Here is a 25,179-nt window from a genome sequence, read left to right as displayed (position 1 = left end):
ACGGCCGCTGTCTTGGGCGGGGCCGTCCTGTTATGATGAGCGCCCCGTTGAAAAGCCTCGGGGCAAAAGACGCCGTATTTAACCACAAGCGCGCAGCCGAAACCAAAGGCTGTGCCGACGCCAGTCAGAGCATGTCCGATAAAATTGAACTTCGCGCAGAGGTGCCGTCCGATTTGGGCGGCCAACGCCTCGATCAAGTCGCCGCCCAACTCTTCGCTGAGCACTCACGCTCGCGCCTTTCCGCCTGGATCAAAGAAGGTCGCCTGACTGTGGACGGGGCGGTCATCCGCCCGCGCGACATCGTGCATGGCGGTGCCATCCTTGAGCTGACTGCCGAGCAGGAAGCCCAGGGCGAGTGGATCGCCCAGGACATCGAGCTCGACATCGTCTATGAAGACGACGACATCCTGGTGATCAACAAGCCTGCGGGCCTGGTGGTGCACCCGGCTGCCGGCCACGCCGATGGCACCTTGCTCAATGCCTTGCTGCACCACGTGCCGGACATCATCAATGTCCCGCGTGCCGGGATCGTGCATCGTCTGGACAAGGACACCACCGGTCTGATGGTGGTGGCCAAGACCATTCAGGCGCAGACCAAGCTCGTTGCCCAGCTGCAAAGCCGCAGTGTCAGCCGGATCTACGAGTGCATCGTGATCGGTGTCGTCACCGCCGGGGGCAAGATCAACGCCCCGATCGGCCGTCATGGTCAGCAGCGCCAGCGCATGGCAGTGATGGAAGGCGGCAAGCCGGCCGTCAGTCACTACCGCGTGCTGGAGCGTTTCCGGTCCCACACGCATGTGCGGGTCAAACTGGAAACCGGCCGCACCCACCAGATTCGCGTGCACATGTCGCACATCAACTTCCCGTTGGTCGGCGACCCGGCGTACGGCGGTCGTTTCCGCATTCCGCCGGCCGCGAACCCGACCATGGTCGAATCCCTCAAGCACTTCCCGCGTCAGGCCCTGCACGCGCGTTTCCTCGAGCTGGATCATCCGACCACCGGTGAGCGCATGAGCTGGGAATCGCCGCTGCCGGAAGATTTCGTCTGGCTGCTGACCCTGCTCAAGCAGGATCGCGAGGCCTTCGTCGGATGAACTGGCTGACGCCGGACTGGCCTGCGCCGGCCAGCGTCAGGGCCTGTGTCACCACCCGCGAGGGGGGTGTCAGCGAGGCGCCGTTCGACAGCCTCAATCTGGGTGATCATGTCGATGATCGCCCGGAAGCAGTCGCCGAGAATCGTCGGCGTCTGACCGAACACTTCTCTATACAGCCTGCCTGGTTGCAGCAAGTGCACGGGATTGCCGTGGCCCATGCTGATCCGGGCGTGGTTGCCACCGCCGATGCCAGTTGGACGGCGACTCCCGGGATTGCCTGCACGGCGATGACCGCAGATTGCCTGCCGGCATTGTTCTGCAACCGTGCCGGTACTCGCGTCGCGGCGGCTCACGCTGGTTGGCGCGGTTTGGCGGCGGGCGTACTGGAAGCTACCCTCGATCATCTCGACACCGCTGCGGCGGACGTACTGGTCTGGCTCGGTCCGGCTATTGGCCCGAAGGCCTTTGAAGTCGGCCCGGAAGTCCGCGAAGTCTTCGTCAATCAATTGCCGGAAGCAGCATCCGCCTTCGTCCCCAGCCACAATGCTGGCAAGTTCATGGCTGACATCTATCTGCTGGCGCGCTTGCGTCTGGCTGAACGCGGTGTCACTGCGGTTTATGGCGGCGGTTTCTGCACTGTGACCGATCCGCGCTTCTTTTCTTACCGCCGTGCGTCGCGCACTGGCCGTTTCGCCTCCCTTGTCTGGCTCACCCGCTAGACTTGCCTGACCTGAATCAACTCGCTGACGCTTGAATCTCCCAGAATCGACCGCATCTACAGTGGTATCTGGCAGGTTTCTTTATTCAGGATGGTTTTTAGGTCCGGCCTGCTCAAAAGGAAGGTGACCCCATGCGTATAGACCGTTTAACCAGCAAATTACAGTTGGCGTTATCCGACGCCCAATCCCTGGCCGTTGGCCACGATCATCCGGCCATCGAGCCGGCGCATTTGATGCAAGCCATGCTTGAACAGCAGGGTGGTTCGATCAAACCCCTGTTGATGCAAGTCGGCTTCGACGTTAACAGCTTGCGTAAAGAGCTGACCAAAGAGCTCGATCAATTACCGAAAATCCAGAACCCGACCGGCGACGTCAACATGTCGCAGGATCTGGCGCGTCTGCTTAATCAGGCCGATCGCCTGGCCCAGCAGAAGGGCGACCAGTTCATTTCCAGCGAGCTGGTGCTGCTCGCCGCGATGGACGAGAACAGCAAGCTCGGCAAGTTGCTGCTCGGCCAGGGCGTGAGCAAGAAAGCCCTGGAAAACGCGATCAACAACCTGCGCGGCGGTGAAGCGGTAAATGACGCCAACCACGAAGAGTCGCGTCAGGCGCTGGACAAGTACACCGTCGATCTGACCAAGCGTGCCGAAGACGGCAAGCTCGATCCGGTGATCGGCCGTGACGACGAAATCCGTCGCACCATTCAGGTTCTGCAGCGCCGCACCAAGAACAACCCGGTGCTGATCGGCGAACCTGGTGTGGGTAAAACCGCGATTGCCGAAGGTCTGGCCCAGCGCATCATCAACGGCGAAGTGCCGGACGGCCTCAAGGGCAAGCGTCTGCTGTCGCTGGACATGGGCGCACTGATTGCCGGTGCCAAGTATCGCGGTGAGTTCGAAGAACGCCTGAAAGCGCTGCTCAACGAGCTGTCGAAGCAGGAAGGGCAGATCATTCTGTTCATCGACGAGCTGCACACCATGGTCGGCGCCGGTAAGGGCGAAGGCTCGATGGATGCCGGCAACATGCTCAAACCGGCGCTGGCCCGCGGCGAGCTGCACTGCGTCGGCGCAACCACGCTCAACGAGTATCGCCAATATATAGAGAAGGATGCGGCGCTTGAGCGGCGTTTCCAGAAAGTGCTGGTGGACGAGCCGAGCGAAGAAGACACCATCGCCATTCTGCGTGGCCTCAAGGAGCGTTATGAGGTTCACCACAAAGTGGCTATCACCGACGGCGCGATCATCGCGGCGGCCAAGCTCAGCCATCGCTACATCACTGACCGGCAGTTGCCGGACAAGGCCATCGACCTGATCGACGAGGCCGCCAGCCGTATCCGTATGGAGATCGACTCCAAGCCGGAAGTGCTGGATCGTCTGGAACGTCGCCTGATTCAGTTGAAGGTGGAATCCCAGGCGCTGAAGAAAGAAAGCGATGAAGCGGCGATGAAACGGCTGGAAAAACTCCAGGAAGAAATCGTCCGCCTCGAGCGTGAGTACTCGGATCTGGAAGAAATCTGGAACTCGGAAAAAGCCGAGGTACAGGGTTCGGCGCAGATTCAGCAAAAGATCGAGCAGTCGCGTCAGGAACTGGAAGCGGCGCGCCGTAAAGGCGATCTCAACCGCATGGCCGAATTGCAGTACGGGGTGATCCCGGATCTGGAACGCAGCCTGCAGATGGTCGACCAGCACGGCAAGAGCGAAAACCAGTTGCTGCGCAGCAAGGTGACCGAAGAGGAAATCGCCGAAGTCGTTTCGAAGTGGACCGGTATTCCGGTATCGAAAATGCTCGAAGGCGAGCGCGACAAGCTGATGAAGATGGAAAGCCTGTTGCACCAGCGTGTGATTGGTCAGGACGAGGCGGTGGTTGCGGTCGCCAACGCGGTACGGCGCTCGCGTGCCGGGCTGGCGGATCCGAATCGTCCAAGCGGCTCGTTTATGTTCCTCGGTCCGACCGGTGTCGGTAAAACCGAGCTGTGCAAGGCATTGGCCGAGTTCCTCTTTGATACTGAAGAGGCGATGGTGCGGATCGACATGTCCGAGTTCATGGAGAAACATTCCGTGGCGCGGCTGATCGGTGCACCACCAGGCTACGTGGGCTACGAGGAGGGCGGTTACCTGACCGAAGCGGTACGCCGCAAGCCTTACTCGGTGATCCTGCTGGACGAGGTCGAGAAGGCGCATCCGGACGTGTTCAACATCTTGCTGCAGGTGCTGGAGGATGGCCGTCTGACCGACAGCCACGGGCGTACGGTGGATTTCCGCAATACCGTGATCGTCATGACCTCGAACCTCGGTTCGTCGCAGATCCAGGAACTGGTCGGTGACCGTGAGGCCCAGCGTGCAGCGGTGATGGACGCGCTGACGTCGCACTTCCGTCCGGAGTTCATCAACCGGGTCGACGAAGTGGTGATCTTCGAGCCATTGGCGCGGGATCAGATCGCGGGCATTACCGAGATCCAGTTGGGCCGTCTGCGCAGCCGTCTGGCCGAGCGCGAGCTGAAGCTGGAGCTGAGCCCGGAAGCGATGGACAAGCTGATTGCCGTCGGTTACGACCCGGTCTATGGCGCACGTCCACTCAAACGTGCGATCCAGCGCTGGATCGAAAACCCGTTGGCGCAGTTGATCCTGTCGGGGCATTTCCTGCCAGGCGACACGGCGACCGGCAAAGTGGTGAACGACGAAATCGTTTTCGACTGAGCCGCAACGCCAATGAAATAAGGAAGGCCTCGCTTTGCGAGGCCTTTTTTTCGTTAGGCTGTTGAACTCTAAGGAAAAGGCTTGTAAAGTGCGCCCCGCAGTCAGTCACCGGCAGCGTTTCAACCCACTGGGTTGAAAACTGAAATAAGTTGCAAATCATTAACTTGAAAGCAATTTAGGGGGTTGACAGAGGTGTTCTAGGTTGTAGAATAGCGCGCCTCAGACACACGAACGCAGCGATGCGAAAACGATGTCGAGAAGCTTCAAGTTTCACCGTTGTAAATTGAAATATGTAGTTCCGTGATAGCTCAGTCGGTAGAGCAAATGACTGTTAATCATTGGGTCCCAGGTTCGAGTCCTGGTCACGGAGCCAATTTCAAGCCGGGGTATAGCGCAGTCCGGTAGCGCGCCTGCTTTGGGAGCAGGATGTCAGGAGTTCGAATCCCCTTACCCCGACCATTTTTGGGTCGTTAGCTCAGTTGGTAGAGCAGTTGGCTTTTAACCAATTGGTCGTAGGTTCGAATCCCACACGACCCACCATTTTTGAAACCAGTTAGCGCTGGGATCGAATCTTAAGATCAGAGGCCAAAAGCGCTGATCGAAGAAGGCGATCTTTGAAAGGTCGCCTTTTTTTTACCGGGGTATAGCGCAGTCCGGTAGCGCGCCTGCTTTGGGAGCAGGATGTCAGGAGTTCGAATCCCCTTACCCCGACCATATTGAAAATCCTCGTATCGAAAGATACGGGGATTTTTTTTGCCCATGAAAAACTCAGGCCCTAAGCAAAATCATTGTAGGAGTGAGCCTGCTCGCGATAGCAGTGTGTCAGTCATGAATGAATTGACTGACCCACCGCAATCGCGAGCAGGCTCACTCCTACAGGATTTACGCCATCAATGCAGCTTCAGGCGTGGCTCGGTGCCGCGACCGATCTTGCTGCCCAGCATCAGCATCGCCGTGCGGAACGGCCCGTACAGCGCCATCTGGTGCATGCGATACAGCGACACATAGAACATCCGCGCCAGCCAGCCCTCCAGCATCACGCTGCCGGTCAGGTTACCCATCAAGTTACCCACAGCCGAAAAACGCGACAGCGAAATCAGCGAACCGTAGTCGGTGTACTTGTACTCCGGCAGGGTTTTGCCCTCGATGCGCAGCTTCAGTGACTTGGCCAGCAACGACGCCTGTTGGTGCGCGGCTTGCGCACGCGGCGGCACGTTGCGATCCGAACCCGGCTGCGGGCAGGCGGCGCAGTCACCGAAGGCGAAAATGTTTTCGTCGCGGGTGGTCTGCAACGTCGGCAGCACTTGCAGCTGATTGATGCGGTTGGTTTCCAGACCGTCGATGTCCTTGAGGAAACCCGGTGCGCGAATACCCGCTGCCCAGACTTTCAGGCTGGCCTTGATCACGTTGCCATCGGCGGTGATCAGACTGTCGGCGGTCACTTCGCTGACCGAAGCGTTGGTCATCACATTGACCCCGAGTTTCTCCAGAGTCTTGTGCACCGGGCCGCTGATGCGCTCCGGCAGGGCTGGCAACACCCGTGGGCCGGCTTCGATCAGAGTGATGTGCATGTTTTCCGGTTTGATCCGGTCCAGGCCGTACGCAGCCAGCTCATGCGCCGCGTTGTGCAGTTCGGCCGCCAGCTCGACGCCCGTGGCGCCGGCACCGACGATGGCCACGCTGATCTGTTCGACCACATCGGTCTGCCCGGCATGCGCGCGCAGATAGTGATTGAGCAGTTGCTGGTGGAAGCGTTCGGCTTGTTTGCGGGTGTCGAGGAACAGGCAGTGCTGCGCTGCGCCCTGGGTGCCGAAATCGTTGGTGGTGCTGCCGACGCTGATTACCAGCGTGTCGTACTGCACTTCACGGGCGGGAACCAGTTCCACGCCGTTTTCGTCGTAGGTGGCCGCCAGCTGGATTTTCTTCTGCGCGCGATCAAGCCCGCTCATGCGCCCCAGCTGGAACTCGAAGTGGTTCCATTTCGCCTGGGCAACATAGTTGAGTTCATCCTCGGAAGAGTTCAGCGATCCGGCGGCCACTTCGTGCAGCAGGGGTTTCCAGATGTGCGTGAGGTTCGCGTCGACCAGCATCACACTGGCCGTGCCACGCTTGCCCAGGGTCTTACCCAGACGGGTAGCCAGCTCCAGACCGCCGGCGCCGCCGCCGACAATAACAATACGATGGGACATGGGGATAACTCGCAAGGTTTTTAAAGGAAATCGGTGCAATCACCTTCGCGAGCGCAATGCTGCTCATAGCGTCAGGTAACTGATAAGTCGGCTCAACAAGCCCAGACCAATGGTCACTGCCAGCACCAGCACCAGAAGCATCCACGGCCGGAAAGGCCGGCGCTCGACACGGTGTTGGGACAACTGCAGGTACTCTTCGACATGCTTCTGGTCTTCGGGGTTCAGGCGGCTGGTCATAAAGGCCTCGTCAGGTAGACGTTGCTGAAGGTGGGGAAGCTACAGCGGTTTTTAACCCGGGTTGAATGCAGCATAGCCACTGGCCGGAACCGGTTCGACCGAAACACCGTCGTCGAGGCGAATGATCCCGCTTTGTAACACCCGCGCGGTTATTCCGCCATGCCCGCGCACCGCTTGAAAGGTGCCGGGGCCAAGGTTGTTTTGCAGGCGCGCGCAGGGCTGACACCAGCCGGTGGTCTCGAATATTGCCTGACCGATGCGAAAGCGCCGACCCTTGAGACTAAACAGATTGATACCGCTGATGACCAGATTTCGCCGCAGGTCTTCAGGCCTCACGGGTTGATCTTCAGGCCGGCCCATCAACGCGCTGATGACCGCCAAGTGTTCGAACTGAATCAACGTCACTTGCCGCGCGTTGCGTACACCCGGTCGGGCGTGATCGCCGGTCAATCCCGCTTCGAGCCCCGCCTCGACGGCGTCAAGCTCGATCATCGGCCCGCGAGACTCCGGACGCACGCCGATCCAGCGTACGCGGCCGGTCTGCGGCACGTCGGCGATCAACTGCTGCAGCGGCGTCACAGGCTGATCCCGACATCGAAGACGATGCTGCGACCGAGGTTGCTGCGCAGAAAGTCCGGCGCATCGGGATGGGCGAACAGCACCCGGGCGAACGTCGGCCCGACCAGTGACAGCGAGCGCCAGCCCTGACGCAAGTACTCGGTGGGCGGTGGAAAGTGGCTGTTGAGGTCCAGCACCTCGCGCTTGAGACTGGCGAAGGCGATGATGTCCAGTTCGCCCAGATCCATGCCGCGTTCCTTGTAGTTGTGCGCTTTTTTACGCAAGGTCGGCGCCAGTCGCAACAGGAACTCATTGGCCGGAATCCGCCGTGGCTTGGCTTCACGGCGCACCAACTGGCTGAGGGAAAACGCACTGCGCCGGCGCTGCAGTTCGTCGCGCCATTCGTCGTTGAGCCGGCGACCTTCATCGAGAACGAAGAACACTTCGAAATTGGCATCACGAAACAGCACGTCCGGCGGTTCGCCGGCGGGGGCGAACTCATCAGCGCGGTAAGGGATGTTCAAGCCTTGCAGCAGGCGCTGGCAGACCCAACGCTCACGCTCCCATTTGCGGGCATTGGACAGGAACGCGTTGGCTTGCTCGGCCGCAATGGTCAGCAGGCGTAAATAATCTGAGTCATCCATAGGCCCAAGCTTAGCGTTCAAATGCGACAAGCAGAAAGCTTTGCATCGGCGGATGCTGACAGCTCGTACGTTGAGCTCTTGTAGGAGCTGCCGAAGGCTGCGATCTTTTGACTGTCAAAGTGCAAGATCAAAAGATCGCAGCCTGCGGCAGCTCCTACAGGGGATGTGGGAGTTTTCCTGATAAAAGTGAGGGAGAGATGATCGGTGCAGAACTGCTGTCCTCGACAAGCCTGACACTCGGCTGGCTGATTTACCTGCCGGTGCTGCTGTGGGCGGTTGTCCGCGCGCCGTGGGTCGAATTGTTTAGTGACAGTCGTCGTCAGCATTTGCTGTTCGGCACGGTGTTCGCCTTGTTTCTGCTGTGGCTGGTGCGCAGGGATTTCGACACCGGGGTTTCCTATCACTTCATCGGCATGACCGCCGTGACGCTGCTGCTGGACTGGCCACTGGCGATTGTCGGCGGGCTGATTGCGCAGCTCGGTCTGGTGTTGCTCGGGCGTCAGGATCTGGCGGCGGTCGGGGTCAACGGGACGTTGCTGATCCTGTTGCCAGTGCTGATCACCGAGGGTGTGGCGATCCTCGTCGAGCGCGCGCAGCCGCGTAATCCGTTCGTGTATATCTTCTGTTCCGGTTTTTTCGCCGCAGCGTTGTCGGCGTTGTTGTGTCTGACCCTGAGCCTGGGCCTGCTCTGGTACGACGGCCTGTTCGCCATGCCGGAATGGCTGGAAGATTTCATCGGTTATCTGTGGCTGCTGATTTTTCCCGAAGCGTTCATCAACGGCATGGTGATCAGCGCGCTGGTGGTGTTCAGTCCCGAGTGGCTGGAAACCTTCAACCGCACCCGCTACCTTTCGGCGCCGTGGAAGGACGACGATCCCAAGTCTTGATCCACATCAAATCCGCTACCCGCGCGGCATTTCATGCTCGGCCAAATCCCTTCAGGAGCAGCGGCATGAGTGTGTACGAGTGGGCAAGACAGGAAACGCGACAGAGTCTTGAGATGGCACAGGAGGTCGGCTTCGATCCGGGCCTGAGTTTGCGCGCCTTGCTCAGCGCGGTGGTGCAGCAGAGCAAGACGGTGCGCAACGCCGAAGACCTGGCCGACGAGTTGCGCTTTCTCGCGGAAAACCTCGACGACGATCAGGACTACGGCTTCATGCGGCCCTGATCGCGTTCAGTGACGCGGGTCGAAATCGCCGGAGAACATTTCGTCTTCGGCATCCGGGGCGACCGGAATCTTGTGCTCTTCGGACGCCCAGGCGCCGAGGTCGATCAGCTTGCAGCGATCGGAGCAGAACGGGCGGAATTTGTTCTCTGGGGTGAATTCCACGGGGGCGCCGCAGGTTGGGCATTCGACGGTTGTAGGGCTCATGACTGGCCTCCGGATAAAGTCAGGTAAAAGTGATGCAGGCGCTCGACTTCGCTGTGCAGCCAGGCGAGGTCGCGGTCGTTGACCACCACATCGTCGGCACGGCTCACGCGGTCTTCGCGGCTCGACTGGGCCTTGAGGATCGCCTGGACCTGCTGTTCGCTGGTCTGGTCGCGCTGCAAGGTGCGTTCGATCTGCAGTTGTTGCGGGGCGTCGATCACCAGGATGCGCTGGGTCATCGCGTATTGCCCGGATTCGATCAGCAGCGGCGACACCAGAATCGCATAAGGCGATTTTGCCAGCGCCAGATGGTGAGCGATTTCCTCGGCGATCAATGGATGCAGCAGAGCTTCGAGCCAGCGGCGTTCCTCCGGCACTTCAAAGATCAGTTTGCGCAGGGCCGCACGGTCCAGAGTGCCATCGGCCTGCAGGACGCCGGGGCCGAAGTGTTCGGCAATTTTCGCCAGTGCCGGACGCCCCGGCTCGACCACCCAGCGCGCCGCGTGGTCGGCGTCGACCACATGGATCCCGAGATCGATGAAGTGCTGGGCCGCGGCGCTTTTACCGCTGCCGATGCCGCCGGTCAGGCCGAGAATCCAGGGTTTTTCCACAGGGGTATTCATTTCAAACCGACAAACTGCCAATAGAAGTCGGTTATTTGACCACCCCAGAGCAAGGCAATCCAGCCGGCAATTGCCAGATACGGCCCGAAGGGCATCGGCGTCGAGGTTTTCTGCTCACGCAGACGCAACAGAATCACCCCGACAATCGCCCCCACCAGCGACGACAGCAGAATCGTCAGCGGCAGAATCTGCCAGCCACCCCAGGCGCCGAGCAGTGCCAGCAGCTTGAAATCGCCGTGGCCGATGCCGTCCTTGCCGGTCAGCAGCTTGAACAGCCAGAACACCGACCACAGCGCCATGTAGCCGGCCACCGCGCCCCACAGCGCCGCGTGCAGCGAGACAAACAGCCCGAAGCTGTTGACGATCAGCCCCAGCCACAACAACGGCAACACCAGCACATCGGGCAGCAGCTGATGTTCGGTGTCGATCAGGCTCATCGCCAGCAGCCCCCAGGTGAGGACGATCAACAGACCGGCCGGCCAGCCGAAACCCATATGCCACGCGACAAATGCCGAGAGCAGGCCGCAGGCCAGTTCGGTCAGGGGATAACGTTTGCTGATCGGTGCGGCACACGCCGAACAGCGTCCGCGCAGCAACAGATAACTGAGCAGCGGAATGTTTTCCCACGCCCGAATCCGGTGACCGCAGCGCGGGCATTCGGAGTGCGGCAGCATCAGGTTGTAGGTCGGCAGTGGGGTTTCGCTCGGCAGGCCGAGGACGTCTTGGGCCTGCTGGCGCCAGTCGCGCTCGAGCATTTTCGGCAGACGCCAGACCAGCACGTTGAGAAAACTGCCGACCACCAGACCCAGCAGCAGGGCGGTGAGTACGAAGGCCAGCGGATACAGACTGAAAAGTTGGTCGATAGGCATGTCAGATCGCTGAGCCGAGTTGGAAGATCGGCAGGTACATGGCCACGACCAGCCCGCCGACGATGACCCCGAGCACCACCATGACGAACGGCTCCATCAGGCTGGTGAGGTTGTCGACCATGTTATCCACTTCCTCTTCATAAAAACCGGCGACCTTGTCGAGCATGTCGTCCAGCGCACCCGACTCCTCACCGATGGCGGTCATCTGCACCGCCATGTTGGGGAAGACGCCGGTGCTGCGCATCGAGAAATTCAGCTGCATGCCGGTGGCGACGTCCTGGCGGATACGCAGCACCGCGCGTTTGAACACCACGTTGCCGGTGGCACCTGCCACTGAGTCCAGTGCCTCCACCAGCGGTACGCCAGCGGCAAAAGTGGTCGACAGGGTGCGAGCGAATCGCGCCACCGCCGACTTGTACATCAGCGTCCCCACCAGCGGCAGTTTCAGCAGCCAGGTGTCTTTGCGGTCGCGCAGGGCCTGGGATTTCTTCAGCGCATGACGGATGCCGAACACCGCTGCAATCAGTGCTCCAAGCACCGCCCACCACCATTGCTGCATGAACTCCGAGATACTGATTACCATCAGGGTAAAGGCCGGCAGTTCAGCACCGAAACCGGAAAATACCGACTGAAACTGCGGCACCACTTTTACCAGCAGAATCCCGGTGACGACCATTGCCACCAGCACCACCGCGCTGGGATAGGTCAGGGCTTTCTTGATCTTGGCCTTGAGCGCTTCGCTTTTTTCCTTATAGGTCGCGACCCGTTCGAGCAACGTATCGAGGGCGCCGGATTGCTCGCCAGCATCCACCAGGTTGCAATACAGCTCATCGAAATACTGCGGTTTCTTGCGCAGTGCGGCGGCGAAGCTGTTTCCGGCGGCCACTTCCTGCTTCACCTCGTCTACCAGTTTGCGCATCGCCGGGTTGTCGAAGCCTTCGCCAATGATGTCGAACGACTGCAGCAGCGGTACGCCGGCTTTCATCATGGTTGCCATCTGCCGGGTGAACAGGGCGATGTCTTGGGCCTTGATGCGTTTGCCGAGGCTGAGCAGGGAGGTGGATTTCTTCCGTACCTTGCCTGGATTGATTCCTTGCTTGCGCAGTTGGGCCTTGATCAGCGCGGGGTTCTGCCCGCTCAGCTCGCCCGTGACCTTGCTGCCTTTGCGATCCGTGCCTTCCCAGGCGTAGATACTGATTTTCGCTGCCTTGACCGCCATGTTCAGTCCTTGGTGACCCGGTTGATTTCTTCCAGGCTGGTGATGCCTTGCATGGCCTTGTGCAGGCCCGAGGTGCGCAGGTCGTCGAAGCCGTCGCGACGCATCTGGCTGTCGATTTCCAACGAGTTGCCTTCGGCCATGATCAGCCGTTGCAGCTCGGGGGTGTTCTTCACCACTTCGTAAATCCCCACGCGGCCCTTGTAGCCGCCGTTACAGTGATCGCAACCGACCGGCTCATAGATCGTGAAACTGCCGATCTGTTCCGGCGGGAAACCCTCCCTGATCAATGTCTCGCGAGGGATCTCGATCGGTTTCTTGCAGTGGCTGCACAGCTTGCGCGCCAGGCGCTGGGCGATGATCAGGCTGACCGAGGTGGCGATGTTGAACCCGGGAATGCCCATGTTGTGCAGACGGGTCAGGGTTTCGGCGGCGCTGTTGGTGTGCAGCGTGGACAGCACCAGGTGGCCGGTCTGCGCGGCCTTGATCGCGATTTCGGCGGTTTCCAGGTCACGGATCTCGCCGACCATGATCACGTCCGGGTCCTGCCGCAGAAACGAACGCAGAGCCTGAGCAAAATCCAGCCCCTGTTTCGGATTGACGTTGACCTGGTTGATGCCTTCCATGTTGATTTCCACCGGATCTTCGGCGGTGGAAATGTTGATGTCGACGGTGTTGAGAATATTCAGGCCGGTGTACAGCGACACGGTTTTCCCCGAGCCCGTAGGCCCGGTTACCAGAATCATGCCCTGCGGCTGCTTGAGTGCTGCCATGTACAGCTCTTTCTGCGCCGGCTCGTAACCCAATGCATCGATGCCGATCTGCGCGCTGGACGGATCGAGGATCCGGATCACCACTTTCTCACCCCACAGGGTCGGCAAGGTGTTGACCCGGAAGTCGATCGACTTGGTCTTCGACAGGCGCATCTTGATCCGTCCGTCCTGGGGTTTGCGGCGTTCCGAGATGTCCAGGCTGGCCATGACTTTCAGGCGTGCGGCGATTCGTCCGGCCAACTGGATCGGCGGTTTGGCCACCTCGCGCAGGATGCCGTCGGTGCGCACCCGCACCCTGAAGTTTTTTTCGTAGGGTTCGAAGTGCAAGTCCGACGAGCCACTCTTGATCGCGTCGAGCAGCATCTTGTGCACGAAGCGCACGACCGGCGCGTCGTCGGCGTCGAGGCCGCCAATGGCGTCCTGGCGGCTGTCGTCGACGGACTCGACATCCACGCCGTCGAGATCGACGTCGGCCATGTCTTCGAGACCACTGGCGTGAGTGTCGAAGAATTTCTCGATGGCATCAGTGAGCTTGTCGTCCTCCACCAGAATGGCTTCGGTGCTCAGCCCGGTGCTGAACTGAATGTCATTGATCGCCTGATGATTGCTCGGGTCGGAAATGCCCACGAACAGTTTGTTGCCACGACGCCACAAGGGCAGGGCGTGGTGCTGGCGCACCAGTTTTTCACTGACCAGGCCTTTGGGCTGGGTTTCCTTGTCGAGGCAATTGAGGTCCATGAAGGCCATGCCGAAATGCTCGGAAGCGATCTCGGCCACCTGTGAGCTCTTCACCAGTTTGTTCTGCACCAGGTAGCTGACCAGCGACAGCCGATTGCGCTGCGCCTGTTGCCAGGCCTGCTGGGCGCTTTTTTCCGTAAGCAGTTCGGCCTGTACCAATTGCTTGGCCAGACCGCTCAGAGCGATGTCATTCATGGGGATTCCGGATGCTGACAGTTCATGACTTATAGCCTAGTCAAGTGACAGCGCCAAACACGCCCGGTACAGGTGACAAAAAGTGTCAGATAGTGCGGTTGCAGGTTGTAGGAAATGACATCGCACACGCTTTGCGCCCAATGGACGGGGCCTGGAAGGCATTGGCATGGCCTATGCTGCGTCCCTTTCAGATCATGAGATTTCGACTCATGCATGGAGCGTGTCTATGAAAAAACAACAAGGTTTCACTCTGATCGAGCTGCTGATCGTCGTCGCGATCATCGGCATCCTGGCAACCATCGCCTTGCCGCAGTATTCGAAGTATCAGGCGCGGTCAAAAGTGACCGCGGGGCTGGCGGAGATCAGTGCGATGAAGGTGCCGTTCGAGGACACCATCAATCAAGGTACCGCTCCGGATATAAACGCTGTGAATGGCGGTACAGCCACCACCTCCAACTGTACGGTCTCGGTTACAGGCACAGCGGCGACGGGGGCGGGCAGCATCAGCTGTACGCTGCTCAACGCTCCGGGTCCGGTACTGGGCAAAACCATCACGCTCACTCGTTCGGGCGCTGCTACGGGTAATACCTCTGGCGTGTGGACCTGTGCCACTACTGTTAACGCGGATTATTCGCCAAAAGGCTGTACCGCCAGCGGTACTTGATCGCTAGCGCGTGATGTACGAATGCCCTGCCACGCAGGGCATTTTTCTTTATTCGGTGAAAATAAAAGTCTCAATAATTTCAGCGCCTTAGGAACTTTCCAAAAAACCGCAACTTGCAAGTGAATATTCCCCGAATCATGCATTTTGCATGAATCCGGAATTTTCCATTATCTGTAAGATGTTGATTTATATAGCTTTTGTATCTTTTAAAAAGTTGGCACAACGTTCGCAACTACCTCGGTAACCCTGCTGACAAGTAATCCAGCAGACTTTCCAGAAAAACAGGAGTTACTCGTATGAAGAAGTTCGCTATCACTGCCGCTGCTGCTACCGCGCTGACCCTGACCATGGCTTCCGGTGCCTTTGCACAAACCACCCAGGCTACTCAGGCTCCAATGACTCTGGCTGCTGGTGAAATGACCAAGGCTAAAGAAGCTACTTCCGATACCTGGATCACTACCAAAGTCAAAAGCGACCTGGTAACCGAAAAAGGCATTCCTGGTACCGACATCAAAGTCGAAACCAACAAAGGTGTGGTTTCCCTGTCTTCTGACGTCGCTGTCACCGAAGCTCAGAAAACCACCGCGGTGAACATCACCAAGAAAATCAAAGGCGTCAAAGCGGTTTCCGCTGACGGCCTGAAAGCCGAGTAAGGCATGACTTCTCGCCTGGACCGGGAGAAGACGCGACAGACGGGCCGAGCAATACGTCTGCCGCAACTTTAGAGTTCATGCGAACGGTCACACGGATGTGACCATTACAGGCCCCGGCACTTGTGTCGGGGCTTGTTCTATTTCAGGGGCACCATAAAACAATTGTAGGAGTGAGCCTGCTCGCGATAGCGGTGTGTCAGATGGAGAAATCTGCTGACTGACACACCGCTATCGCGAGCAGGCTCACTCCTACAGGGGGGAATTAATTACCGCGCTTGCTGTTGATCTGCCGCAGGCGATTGCCTTCAAAGCGCAGGTACTGATACATGCCGTTACTCGGGCCGTAGGTCCATTCCTCGACCTGAAACTCTTCGCGACGGTTGGCGCTGCGCTTGTAGCCGAGGACGTCGCGGCTGACCGGTTCGCCGCACTTCTGCAGCACTTCGCTGGCGCGGTCGCCGAGACTGACCAGTTGGCTGCCGCAGCGCAGCGTGTCGGAGGCCAGCGCGGGGCTGGCGGCGAGCAGCAGTGTCAGCGCAACCCGCCATTTGTGGTTCATCATTCGGCGTCCAGGTGCATTTGCGTCACGACCCGGCCATCGCTCTCGGCTTCGCCCAGATTGGCATCGATGAAGTACACCCGGTCATCCGCCAATTGGGCTTTGTCGACCAGATAGTCCTTGATGCTGCTGGCGCGTTCCTGACCCAACTGCCGCAGCAGCACATCGCTGGAACTCCAGAACTTGATCACGCCATCACGCATTTTCGCCGTGCGTTCTTCCTTGCCCAGATCTTTCCATTCGGCCGGTGGCTGAGTTTTCAGACGGGTACGGTAGATGCCTTCAAGCAGCGGGCCTTTCTCGCTCTCCGGCACTTGCAGCAGGGACGCTTGCGCCGGCACCTTGTCGCCCCGACGCTGGAGCATCTTGTAGTAGTTGTACTGGTATTCGCGCTCCAGACGCTGTTCGGCGATCAACGGACCGTCGCTGCTCTGTGCGGCAGTGCCTTCGATTTCCAGACGCAGGGCTGGACGTTCCTTGAGGGCCTTGGACAGTTTGTCCAGCGCCGACTCGGCGTCCTTGCTCAGGTCACTGGAGCCCGCAGCAAAGGACACGGTACCGAGGTCCTCGGAGCCGCCACCGTTGATCAGCCCGCCAATCATCTTGAACGGTGCGGCGGCGGCCTTGACGATCAGGTTGCGCAGGGTCTGCCAGACAATCGGCATCACGCTGAACTGCGGGTTGTTGAGGTCGCCGGTCACCGGCAGCTCGATGGAGATCTTGCCATCGACGTCCTTGAGCAGGGCAATCGCCAGTTTCAACGGCAAGCTCACGGCATCCGGGCTGTCGACTTTCTCGCCGAGTTGCAGTTGCTCGACCACCACTTTGTTTTCAGCCTTCAACTGGCCCTTGGTGATCAGGTAATGCAGGTCGAGGTTGAGCCGGCCCTTGCGGATGCGGTAACCGGCGAACTTGCCGGAGTAGGGCGTCAGGGTGGTCAGCTCGACGCGTTTGAAACTGGTGGCGATGTCGAGGCTGGCCATCGGGTCGAACGGGTTGACCGCACCTTTGATGGTCACCGGAGCATAGCGATCGACCTTGCCCTTGATGTCGACGCTGGCCGGTTTCGCCTGACGACTGTCGATGGTGCCGATCTGGCCGTTGAGCTGTTGAATCGCGGTGGCGAAGTTTGGCGTCAGGCTGAAATCGGCGAAGTTGGCCGAACCGTCGTTGATCGCAATCGCGCCGATGTGAATGCCCAGCGGTTTGTCTTTGCTGGCCGGTTTCGCCGCTGCGGGTTTCGCGCCATTGTCAGCGGGCTGCGGGATCAGCAGATCGTCGATGTTGGTGGTGCGGTCATCGTTGATCATGAAGCGCGCATACGGCTGGAACAGGTTGACCTTGTCGATCGACAGGCTGTCACCGTGCTGATAGTTGATGCCTTCAACCACCACCTGCTGCCACTTGAGGAAGTCGCGGGTTTTCAGGGTGTCGAGGGTGTGCAGTTGATCGATCTGCGCGCGTCCGGTCACGCCGAGTGCCAGGGGGGCGGTGCTCTTGAGGTTGACCTTGAGGTCGCTGCCGAGCATGCCGCTGCGCAGTTCCAGGCGAATGAACGGATTGATGTAGGACTGTGCGACGCGCAGGTCGATGTCTTGGGTTTTCACGTTGAGCTGGGCGGTGACCGGCGCGAGGTTGACCACACCGTCGGCGTTGATCTTGCCTTGTTTGCCCAAGCCGCTGTCGAGCCTGACCTTGAAAGGCGAGCCGTTGAGGCTGTCGAAATCCTGCAGGTCGATATTCAGCGGGGTGACATCCAGTGCCACGGGTGGGTTGGCCGAGCGGTCGGCGAGATGCACGGTGTAGTTGCGTAGCTGGACGTCTTTGAGCAGCACTTGCCAGGGCTTGCTCGGCGCGGCCGGCTCTTTCGGCGAGTCGGCGGCGGCCGGAGTGGTCTTGGGTTCGGCGGCGGCCTTGGCGGCAGGTTTCGATGGCTGACTGGCGAACAGTTTCTGCCAGTCGAGCTGACCGTCGGCTTCGAGCGCGGCCCAGGTTTCCAGTTTGTTGCTGCGGATCTTGCCGACCACCACTTGCTGTTTGGCCAGGTCGACCGAGGTCTCGCTGACATCGAGGCGTTCGAGTTTTGCCAGCGGCCGGCCGTCCGGCGCCTTGATCGCGAATGGGGCAATGCTCACCGCGACGTTGTTCAACAGCAGTTCGGTTTCTTTCGACAGATTCAGTTTGTATTCGGTGCTGAGGTTGATCACGCCGTCTTCGAGCACCAGCGGCACGGCGTCACGCACGTAGGGCCAGAATGACTTCATCTTGCCGTCGGTGACTTTCAGTGTGCCTTCGGAGGTGAACGGGATCAGGCTGAAGTTGCCCTTCCAGTCGATCTGCCCACCGGCCGGGCCGGCAGCCACCAGGGTCATATCGGCATTGTCTTCGGGCAGAGTGCTGAGGTTTTTCAGCTCGAAATCGAGCTTGTCGTAGAGAAACTCGATGGGCTCGCTCGGCCGGGCGTCCTGGAAATGCACGTTGCCGCCGGCCAGTTGAATGCGGTCGATGCGCAGCGGGAACGGCTTGGCATTCGGATCGGCCGGGGTCGGTTCGCTGGCGGGAATCTTGAACAGGCCCAGCAGATTGAGCTGGCCGTCTTTGGCGAAGAGGATTTCGGTCTTGGGCTTGTCCAGCTCGATATCGGCCAGATGCAGCGCCTTGGTCCACAGGCTGTCGAGTTGCAGATTGGCGTACAGCCGCTCGAAGCCGACTTGCTCCTTGCCCGGCTCACCGACGACCAGCCCCCACAGGGTAACTTCCAGGCTGAACGGATTGAGTTCGATGCGCTGGATATGCGCAGGCACCGTGGCATAGTTCGCCAGTTGCTGGTTGGCGATACGCAGGGCGATGCCCGGCAAAATCAGAAACCCCAGCAGGCTGTAGAGGGCCAGAGCAGTCAACAAGGCGCCAATCGCGCGAATCAATCCTTTGGGCATGTGCGGCTTCATCTGTCTGAATCGGAGTGCCTTGGAGTATGGCACGCGATTCTGGTTCCGAAGTACATCGTGGGGGGCAGGATTGTTCAGATTGTTCTGTAGGACCAAGACACTGTGGGAGCGAGCTTGCTCGCGAAAGCGGCGGATCAGTCGAGAAATATGCTGACTGGCGCGCCGCCTTCGCGAGCAAGCTCGCTCCCACATTGGATGGTTGCCAGTCCCGCAGGGGGGTTACAACTGCAGGATCAGGGTTTTCAGCGGTGGCTGTTGATCCAGCGACGGGAAGTCCGCGCCCGGGGTCATCACGCTCCATTCGCGGACCGGTCGCCCGGCTTTCTCGGCGCAACGCAGAACCTGTTCACGCCAGTCGTCCATGCTGACTTTTGCCAGGTTGTTGCAGCAGATCAGCACGCCGTTGTCAGCGGTGGTCAGCAGCGCCGGCTTGAGCAGGCTCTGATAGTCGCGCAGCAGGTCGACGGTGCCGAACGCACTCTTGGCCCAGGCCGGCGGGTCGAGCAGCACCAGATCGTATTGACGCTGTTCGAGGCGCTGATAGCTCGGCAGTTTCTGCCCGCGTCGCTGGCTGATCGGCAGCCCGGCGAGCTGACGGATTGCCGGGAAATAATCGGACTGGATGAATTGCATCTCGGGCAATTGCGGGTTGAGCAAGCCGTTTTCTCGGCCGACTGCCAGATTGCCTTCGGCGAAGTCGAGGTTACACACCTCACGCGCGCCACCGGCAGCGGCACTCAGGCCGACGCCACAAGTGTAGGCAAAGAGGTTGAGCACACTTTTGCCCTTGGCGTGATCCTTGACCCAGCCGCGAGTGTTGCGCAGGTCGAGGAACAGCAGCGGATCCTGCCCGGCATGCCGGCCGCGCACGCGATAGTTCAGGCCCCATTCGTGGCCGACCAGATCCGCCAGCGCGGCGTCATCGGCTTTGTACACACTGTCTTCGCGATCGATGCGCGAGTTGCCCCGAGAGCGGTCGTTGTAGACCAGCAGGGTTTCGAAGCCCAGGGTCTGATTGACCATGGCGTGCAGTTGCAGCAGGTCGTCACGCTCCAGCGTCTGGTGAAAACTTTGCACCAGCAATTGTGGGCCATAGCGGTCGACGGTCAGACCACCGGCGCCTTCCTGGCTGCCATGGAACAGCCGATAGCAATCGGTGCCCTGGCTGTGCAGCTCAGCGAGCAGGTCCTGGCGTTTATCGAGGGCGGCGCGCAGCGCCTGATTCAAGGAAGACATGCGTGCGCCTTGCTGGTGAGAATTGAGGCGCGGGAGTTTAGCAGTTACCGATGTCCTGAGACATCGCGCAGTCTGTGGCGAGGGAGCTTGCTCCCGCTGGGTTGCGCAGCGACCCTCGAAAGGTTGCGAGCGCTTCGCACTCGAGCGGGAGCAAGCTCCCTCGCCACAGGGTTTTGTGTATGGATCAGGTGAGCAAGCCCATCCGCCGCTTGGCCCGTTGCACCGAACCGTTGCGCATCGCCCAGCGCAGCATCGGCGCACTGCGTTTGACGCTGGCGCGGATCAGCTGGCGTTGCAGCGGATTCTGTCGTATGCCGAACATTTCGCTGGCCCAATCCGGCAGCAGATCGATGCCGGCCTTCATCATCAGGTCGCCAAACGGACGGGCCAGCACGCTCGGTGCCGGGGCGTCGAGCAGCAGGCGCAGGACTTCGCGGCTGCGCTCATCACAGAGCAATTGCGGGCGCATGCGTTGCAGATAGTCGGCCACGGCCCGCCGCGATTTCGGCACTTCCCGCGCACCCAGACGCTCGGCGACCACGGCGATTTCCGCGTAATAGCGATCCTGATCCGCCCCAGACAAATTCGGGTTGCGGTAACGCAGATGCGCGGCAAGAAAGTGACTGACCTCGGCTACATGCACCCAGGTCAGCAGGTCCGGATCGCTGGCCGCGTAAGGCCGGCCATCCGGCGCAGTGCCGACCACTTGCAGGTGAATGGTGCGCACTTTGTCGATCAGCCATTCGGCGTCGCGGCGCGAGCCGAAGGTGGTGCCGGAGACAAACTGACTGGTGCGGCGCAAACGTCCGAGCATGTCCTGACGAAAATTCGAATGATCCCAGACCCCGGCCAGCGCCAGCGGATGCAGGGCTTGCAGCAACAGCGCGCTGATGCCGCCGATCAGCATGCTGCTGAAATCGCCATGCACTTGCCAACTGACCGAGTCCGGCCCGAACAGCCCGGGATCGCCCTTGGGGTTTTCCAGATCGAGCTGACCGAGGGACAGACCGGTCAGACTCATGAGTTGGTTTTCGATGCGGCTGCGGATGAATTCCATGACAACTCATTGGTGGTGGACGGGCGCGGCCGGTTGACCGCGCCGGGGACGTTACTGATTCAGGCGTTTGTCGATCAACCCTTGTACTACGCTCGGGTCGGCCAGGGTCGAGGTGTCGCCGAGGCTGTCGAGTTCGTTGCAGGCGATCTTGCGCAGGATCCGCCGCATGATCTTGCCTGAACGGGTTTTCGGCAAGGCCGGCGCCCACTGGATCAGGTCCGGTTTGGCGAAGCTGCCGATTTCCTTGCTGACGTGGGCCAGCAGTTCTTTCTTCAGCTCATCGCTCGGTTCGACGCCGTTCATGGGGGTGACGAAGGCGTAGATGCCCTGGCCTTTGACGTCGTGCGGGTAACCGACCACGGCGGCTTCGGCGATGCTGTCGTGCAGCACCAGCGCGCTTTCCACTTCGGCGGTGCCGATGCGGTGGCCGGAGACGTTGATCACGTCGTCGATGCGCCCGGTGATCCAGTAATCGCCGTCCTCGTCGCGGCGTGCGCCGTCACCGGTGAAATAATAGCCGGGGTAGGGTTTGAAATAGGTGTCGACCATTCTTCGCGGATCGCCGTAGACGCTGCGGATTTGCGCCGGCCAACTCGACTTGATCGCCAGCACGCCGCTGCCGGCGCCTTTGATTTCCTTGCCGTGCTCGTCGAGCAGCACCGGTTGCACACCAAACATCGGCTGTGTGGCGCAACCCGGTTTGATCCGCTGTGCGCTGACCAGCGGGCTGAGCATGATCCCGCCGGTTTCGGTCTGCCACCAGGTATCGACGATGGGGCAGCGCTGTTCGCCGACCACATTGAAATACCATTCCCACGCTTCCGGGTTGATTGGCTCACCGACACTGCCGAGTAATCTGAGGCTGGCGCGCGACGTTTCCTTCAACGGTTCGGCACCTTCACGCATCAACGCGCGCAGAGCCGTCGGCGCGGTGTAGAAGATGTTGACGTGGTGTTTGTCGATCACCTGCCAGAAGCGCGAAGTGCTCGGATAGCTCGGCACGCCTTCGAAGATCAGGGTGGTCGCGCCGTTGGCCAGCGGGCCGTAGACGATGTAGCTATGGCCGGTCACCCAACCGACGTCGGCGGTGCACCAGAACACTTCGCCATCGCGGTAATCGAGCACGTATTTGAAAGTCATCGCCGCCTGCAGCAGGTAGCCACCGGTGGTGTGCAGCACGCCTTTGGGTTTGCCGGTGCTGCCGGAGGTGTAGAGGATGAACAGCGGATCCTCGGCGTCCATCGGCTCTGGCGGGCAATCGTCGCTGACGTCGCGCACGGCCTGGTGATACCAGAGGTCGCGACCCTCGAGCCAATCGACCTTGCCCTGAGTGCGTTCGACGACGATGACGGTGCTGACGTCCGGGCAACTCTGCAGGGCCTTGTCGACGTTGTGCTTGAGCGGCACGAACTTGCCGCCGCGCACGCCTTCATCAGCGGTGATCACCGTACGGCAGTCGGCATCGAGGATGCGGTCGCGCAAGGAGTCTGGGGAGAACCCGCCGAATACCACTGAGTGAATTGCGCCGATCCGCGCGCAGGCGAGCATGGCGTAGGCCGCCTCGGGGATCATCGGCATGTAGATGCACACCCGCTCGCCTTTTTTCACCCCACGGCTTTTCAACACATTGGCCAGGCGGCAGACGTGATGGTGAAGTTTTTTGTAAGTGATCTGTGCCGATTCGGCAGGGTCGTCGCCTTCCCAGAGAATCGCGGTCTGCTCGCCGCGCTGGGCAAGGTGGCGGTCGATGCAGTTGTGACTGACGTTCAGTTGGCCGCCGGTAAACCAGGACGCTTCACCGGTTTTCAGGTCGTAGCGCTGGACGGTCTGCCACGGGGTGCTCCAGTCGAGGAAGCGCGTGGCCTGTTCGGCCCAGAAGGTGCTGGGGTGTTCAATCGATTCGCGGTACAGGCGCTTATAGTCGTCCTGACTCAACTGCGCAGCCCGGCGGACGGCATCGGCTTTGGGGAACGTGCTGATATCGAACATGACGGTTCCTTATTCTTGTTGTGCGAAGAATAAAGATGCGCCGAGAGGGCCAAGGGTTCAAGCCGCATCAGGAATCTGATGGCTGGTATTGAATTCAGGTGTACGCAAAACAACTGTAGGAGTGAGCCTGCTCGCGATAGCGGTGTGTCAGTCAACATCAATGCTTAAAGACATACCGCTATCGCGAGCAGGCTCACTCCTACAAGGGAATTTGCTTGCCCACAGGATTCTGGTTGATCCAAATCCTGTGGGTTTTGCTTTCAAATCATCCGCGGTGACGACCGCGGAAGTAGTTGATCAGGCCTTGGGTGGAGGCATCGTCAGCAACGGTTTCATCGCTGCCGACCAGACGGTTGTAAACGCCCTTGCCCAATTCCTTGCCCAGTTCCACGCCCCACTGGTCGAAGGCGTTGATGCCCCAGACCACGCTCTGCACGAACACTTTGTGCTCGTACATGGCGACCAGCGCGCCGAGACGCCGCGGGCTGATGCGCTCGACCACAATGGTGTTGCTCGGACGGTTGCCCGGGATCACCTTGTGCGGTGCGAGTTTGTGCACCTGCTCTTCGCTCATGCCTTTTTCGCGCAGTTCGGCCTCGGCTTCCGGCAGGGTCTTGCCGAGCATCAGCGCCTGGCTCTGCGACAGGCAGTTGGCGTACAGCCACTGATGGTGGTCGGAGACCGGGTTGAAGCTGACGATCGGCACGATGAAATCGGCCGGGATCAGTTGGGTGCCCTGGTGCAGCAACTGGTGATAGGCGTGCTGACCGTTGCAGCCGACGCCGCCCCAGATCACCGGGCCAGTATCAGTCGACACCGAGGTGCCGTCCTGGCGCACGCTCTTGCCGTTGGATTCCATGTCCAGCTGTTGCAAGTGCTTGGTGATGTTACGCAGGTAGTGGTCGTACGGCAGGATCGCGTGGCTTTGCGCGCCCCAGAAGTTGCCGTACCAGACGCCGAGCAGGGCCAGCAGTACCGGCATGTTCTGTTCGAACGGCGCGCTCTGGAAATGCTGGTCCATGGTGTAGGCACCGGACAGCAGTTCCTTGAAGTTGGACATGCCGATAGCCAGGGCAATCGGCAGACCGATGGCCGACCACAGCGAGTAACGACCGCCGACCCAGTCCCACATCGGGAAGATGTTTTCTTCACGGATACCGAACGCGACTGCCGCAGCGTTGTTGCTCGATACCGCGATGAAGTGGCGATACAGCTCGGCTTCCGAACCGCCCTGAGCCAGGTACCAGGCGCGTGCGGCCTGAGCGTTCTTCAGGGTTTCGAGGGTGTTGAAGGATTTCGACGAAACGATGAACAGCGTGGTTTCGGCGCGCAGCTTTTGCGTCAGTTCGTGGAACTCACTGCCGTCGATGTTCGCCAGGTAGTGGCAACGCACGCCTTTCTGCGCGTAGGACAACAGCGCTTCGGAGACCAGCTCCGGGCCGAGGAACGAACCACCGATGCCGATGTTGACCACGTCAGTGATCGGCTTCTCGGTGTAACCACGCCACAGACCGTCGTGGATGCGGCCGACCAGATCGGTGATCTGGTTCAGTACCTTGTGCACTTCCGGCATCACGTTGACACCGTTGACCGACAGCTTGTCGCCCACCGGACGGCGCAGGGCAGTGTGCAGTGCCGGGCGGCCTTCGGAGGCGTTGACGATTTCGCCGTCGAACAGCGCTTTGATCGCGCCTTTCAGATCGACTTCATTGGCCAGGCCCACCAGCAGGTTGCGGGTCTCGGCGTTGATCAGATTCTTCGAATAATCGAGAAACAGGCCGCAGCTGCTGAGCGTGAATTGATTGAAGCGCTGCGGATCGGCGTTGAAGGCTTCGCGCATGCTGAAATCCTGCATGGCTTGGCGGTGATTTTTCAACGCCTGCCAGGCAGGCAGAGCGGTAACGTCATGAGGAGTGCGGTAGTACGCCATCGCTGCGGTTTTCCTTTTTACTTGAACGGCCTTTTGAACACAGAACAGACCGATACGCCATGTTTGGGCGAGGGTCAAATGCGTCGACACGATTTTTCAACGCAGGGCGAATACAGTAAACCTCGCGCTGCGATCTGTCTTGACTTCTTCTGACCTGTTCCCTGTACTTTTTTAACATCAATACCGGGAACGGGCCGACCAACGGAAGGGGAGTGATGCGTCG

The 25,179-nt window shown here is 60.0% G+C and carries 22 protein-coding genes and 4 tRNA genes; 11 read left to right on the top strand and 15 right to left on the bottom strand.

Annotation, left to right across the window (positions count from 1 at the left end):
* The first annotated feature begins 131 nt into the window (after window positions 1–131).
* From rluD to ABV589_RS10430, 7 genes are all read left to right on the top strand, one after another.
* Window positions 132–1,094, top strand: coding sequence for a 23S rRNA pseudouridine(1911/1915/1917) synthase RluD (rluD, locus tag ABV589_RS10460; protein WP_007963852.1), 963 nt, complete (start codon window positions 132–134; stop codon window positions 1,092–1,094).
* The gene (gene pgeF / locus ABV589_RS10455) at window positions 1,091–1,813 is read left to right on the top strand and encodes a peptidoglycan editing factor PgeF (protein ID WP_367085759.1); all 723 of its coding nucleotides are present in this window, start codon (window positions 1,091–1,093) and stop codon (window positions 1,811–1,813) included. The genes rluD and pgeF overlap by 4 nt, the downstream gene beginning before the upstream one ends.
* Window positions 1,814–1,944: 131 nt before the next feature.
* Window positions 1,945–4,509, top strand: a complete 2,565-nt coding sequence (gene clpB, locus ABV589_RS10450) for an ATP-dependent chaperone ClpB (protein WP_007963856.1) — start codon at window positions 1,945–1,947, stop codon at window positions 4,507–4,509.
* 297 nt (window positions 4,510–4,806) lie between these two features.
* A tRNA-Asn gene (locus tag ABV589_RS10445) sits at window positions 4,807–4,882 on the top strand.
* 9 nt (window positions 4,883–4,891) lie between these two features.
* Window positions 4,892–4,968: transfer RNA gene (locus tag ABV589_RS10440), tRNA-Pro, on the top strand.
* 5 nt (window positions 4,969–4,973) lie between these two features.
* Window positions 4,974–5,049 (top strand) — tRNA-Lys (locus ABV589_RS10435).
* Between the two features lie 97 nt (window positions 5,050–5,146).
* Window positions 5,147–5,223, top strand: a tRNA-Pro gene (locus ABV589_RS10430).
* A 176-nt stretch (window positions 5,224–5,399) separates the two neighbouring features.
* Here the strand turns inward: ABV589_RS10430 and ABV589_RS10425 are convergent.
* The 4 genes from ABV589_RS10425 to ABV589_RS10410 form a co-directional block, all read right to left on the bottom strand.
* Window positions 5,400–6,698: an NAD(P)/FAD-dependent oxidoreductase gene (locus ABV589_RS10425; protein WP_367085758.1), complete on the bottom strand. Its 1,299-nt coding sequence runs from the start codon at window positions 6,696–6,698 to the stop codon at window positions 5,400–5,402.
* 63 nt (window positions 6,699–6,761) lie between these two features.
* Window positions 6,762–6,935 carry a DUF3094 family protein gene (locus ABV589_RS10420; RefSeq protein WP_003228304.1) on the bottom strand — a complete coding sequence of 58 codons (174 nt, stop codon included), beginning with the start codon at window positions 6,933–6,935 and terminating at the stop codon, window positions 6,762–6,764.
* Between the two features lie 51 nt (window positions 6,936–6,986).
* Window positions 6,987–7,514, bottom strand: a complete 528-nt coding sequence (locus ABV589_RS10415; protein ID WP_367085757.1) for an MOSC domain-containing protein — start codon at window positions 7,512–7,514, stop codon at window positions 6,987–6,989.
* Complete coding sequence (locus ABV589_RS10410) at window positions 7,511–8,137, bottom strand: DUF1780 domain-containing protein (protein ID WP_003228301.1); 627 nt, start codon at window positions 8,135–8,137, stop codon at window positions 7,511–7,513. Before ABV589_RS10410 ends, ABV589_RS10415 begins: the two co-directional genes overlap by 4 nt.
* Window positions 8,138–8,334: 197 nt before the next feature.
* Here ABV589_RS10410 and ABV589_RS10405 point away from each other — a divergent pair, with 197 nt between their 5' ends.
* Window positions 8,335–9,024 carry an energy-coupling factor ABC transporter permease gene (locus ABV589_RS10405; RefSeq protein ID WP_367085756.1) on the top strand — a complete coding sequence of 230 codons (690 nt, stop codon included), beginning with the start codon at window positions 8,335–8,337 and terminating at the stop codon, window positions 9,022–9,024.
* 65 nt (window positions 9,025–9,089) lie between these two features.
* Window positions 9,090–9,305 carry a hypothetical protein gene (locus ABV589_RS10400; RefSeq protein ID WP_064382081.1) on the top strand — a complete coding sequence of 72 codons (216 nt, stop codon included), beginning with the start codon at window positions 9,090–9,092 and terminating at the stop codon, window positions 9,303–9,305.
* 6 nt (window positions 9,306–9,311) lie between these two features.
* On the opposite strand, the gene yacG is transcribed toward ABV589_RS10400, so the two are convergent.
* From yacG to pilB, 5 genes are read right to left on the bottom strand one after another with little or no spacing between them, the layout of a single operon-like run.
* Window positions 9,312–9,509 (bottom strand): DNA gyrase inhibitor YacG, encoded by a 198-nt coding sequence (yacG, locus tag ABV589_RS10395; RefSeq protein ID WP_003228296.1) that lies wholly within the window; start codon window positions 9,507–9,509, stop codon window positions 9,312–9,314.
* Entirely contained in the window at window positions 9,506–10,129 is a 624-nt protein-coding gene (coaE, locus tag ABV589_RS10390) for a dephospho-CoA kinase (RefSeq protein ID WP_086792846.1), read from the bottom strand. The genes yacG and coaE overlap by 4 nt, the downstream gene beginning before the upstream one ends.
* Entirely contained in the window at window positions 10,126–10,998 is an 873-nt protein-coding gene (locus ABV589_RS10385) for an A24 family peptidase (protein ID WP_367085755.1), read from the bottom strand. The genes coaE and ABV589_RS10385 overlap by 4 nt, the downstream gene beginning before the upstream one ends.
* A 1-nt stretch (window position 10,999) precedes the next feature.
* Entirely contained in the window at window positions 11,000–12,217 is a 1,218-nt protein-coding gene (locus ABV589_RS10380) for a type II secretion system F family protein (protein WP_096795218.1), read from the bottom strand.
* A gap of 2 nt (window positions 12,218–12,219) precedes the next feature.
* Window positions 12,220–13,920 (bottom strand): type IV-A pilus assembly ATPase PilB, encoded by a 1,701-nt coding sequence (pilB, locus tag ABV589_RS10375; protein WP_367085754.1) that lies wholly within the window; start codon window positions 13,918–13,920, stop codon window positions 12,220–12,222.
* 226 nt (window positions 13,921–14,146) lie between these two features.
* On the opposite strand from pilB, the gene ABV589_RS10370 reads away from it, so the two are divergent.
* Together ABV589_RS10370 and ABV589_RS10365 are read left to right on the top strand one after the other, a co-directional pair.
* Entirely contained in the window at window positions 14,147–14,584 is a 438-nt protein-coding gene (locus ABV589_RS10370; RefSeq protein WP_367085753.1) for a pilin, read from the top strand.
* 296 nt (window positions 14,585–14,880) lie between these two features.
* Complete coding sequence (locus ABV589_RS10365; protein ID WP_367085752.1) at window positions 14,881–15,237, top strand: BON domain-containing protein; 357 nt, start codon at window positions 14,881–14,883, stop codon at window positions 15,235–15,237.
* A gap of 262 nt (window positions 15,238–15,499) precedes the next feature.
* Here ABV589_RS10365 and ABV589_RS10360 read toward each other — a convergent pair whose 3' ends face one another.
* From ABV589_RS10360 to pgi, 6 genes are all read right to left on the bottom strand, one after another.
* Complete coding sequence (locus tag ABV589_RS10360) at window positions 15,500–15,796, bottom strand: DUF2845 domain-containing protein (RefSeq protein WP_367086189.1); 297 nt, start codon at window positions 15,794–15,796, stop codon at window positions 15,500–15,502.
* Entirely contained in the window at window positions 15,796–18,744 is a 2,949-nt protein-coding gene (locus ABV589_RS10355) for a DUF748 domain-containing protein (RefSeq protein ID WP_367085751.1), read from the bottom strand. Before ABV589_RS10355 ends, ABV589_RS10360 begins: the two co-directional genes overlap by 1 nt.
* 219 nt (window positions 18,745–18,963) lie before the next feature.
* Window positions 18,964–19,980: a class I SAM-dependent methyltransferase gene (locus ABV589_RS10350; RefSeq protein WP_367085750.1), complete on the bottom strand. Its 1,017-nt coding sequence runs from the start codon at window positions 19,978–19,980 to the stop codon at window positions 18,964–18,966.
* 184 nt (window positions 19,981–20,164) lie between these two features.
* A complete protein-coding gene (locus ABV589_RS10345; RefSeq protein WP_367085749.1) occupies window positions 20,165–21,037 on the bottom strand; it encodes an oxygenase MpaB family protein in 873 nt (290 codons plus the stop codon).
* 51 nt (window positions 21,038–21,088) lie between these two features.
* On the bottom strand, window positions 21,089–23,026 hold the full coding sequence (acs, locus tag ABV589_RS10340) for an acetate--CoA ligase (RefSeq protein WP_367085748.1): 1,938 nt from the start codon (window positions 23,024–23,026) through the stop codon (window positions 21,089–21,091).
* Between the two features lie 265 nt (window positions 23,027–23,291).
* Entirely contained in the window at window positions 23,292–24,956 is a 1,665-nt protein-coding gene (gene pgi, locus ABV589_RS10335) for a glucose-6-phosphate isomerase (RefSeq protein WP_367085747.1), read from the bottom strand.
* Window positions 24,957–25,179 lie beyond the last annotated feature (223 nt).

It is taken from the genome of Pseudomonas sp. HOU2 (genome assembly GCF_040729435.1).
GTDB lineage: Bacteria > Pseudomonadota > Gammaproteobacteria > Pseudomonadales > Pseudomonadaceae > Aquipseudomonas.
This window is presented reverse-complemented; position numbering and strand designations above follow the sequence as displayed.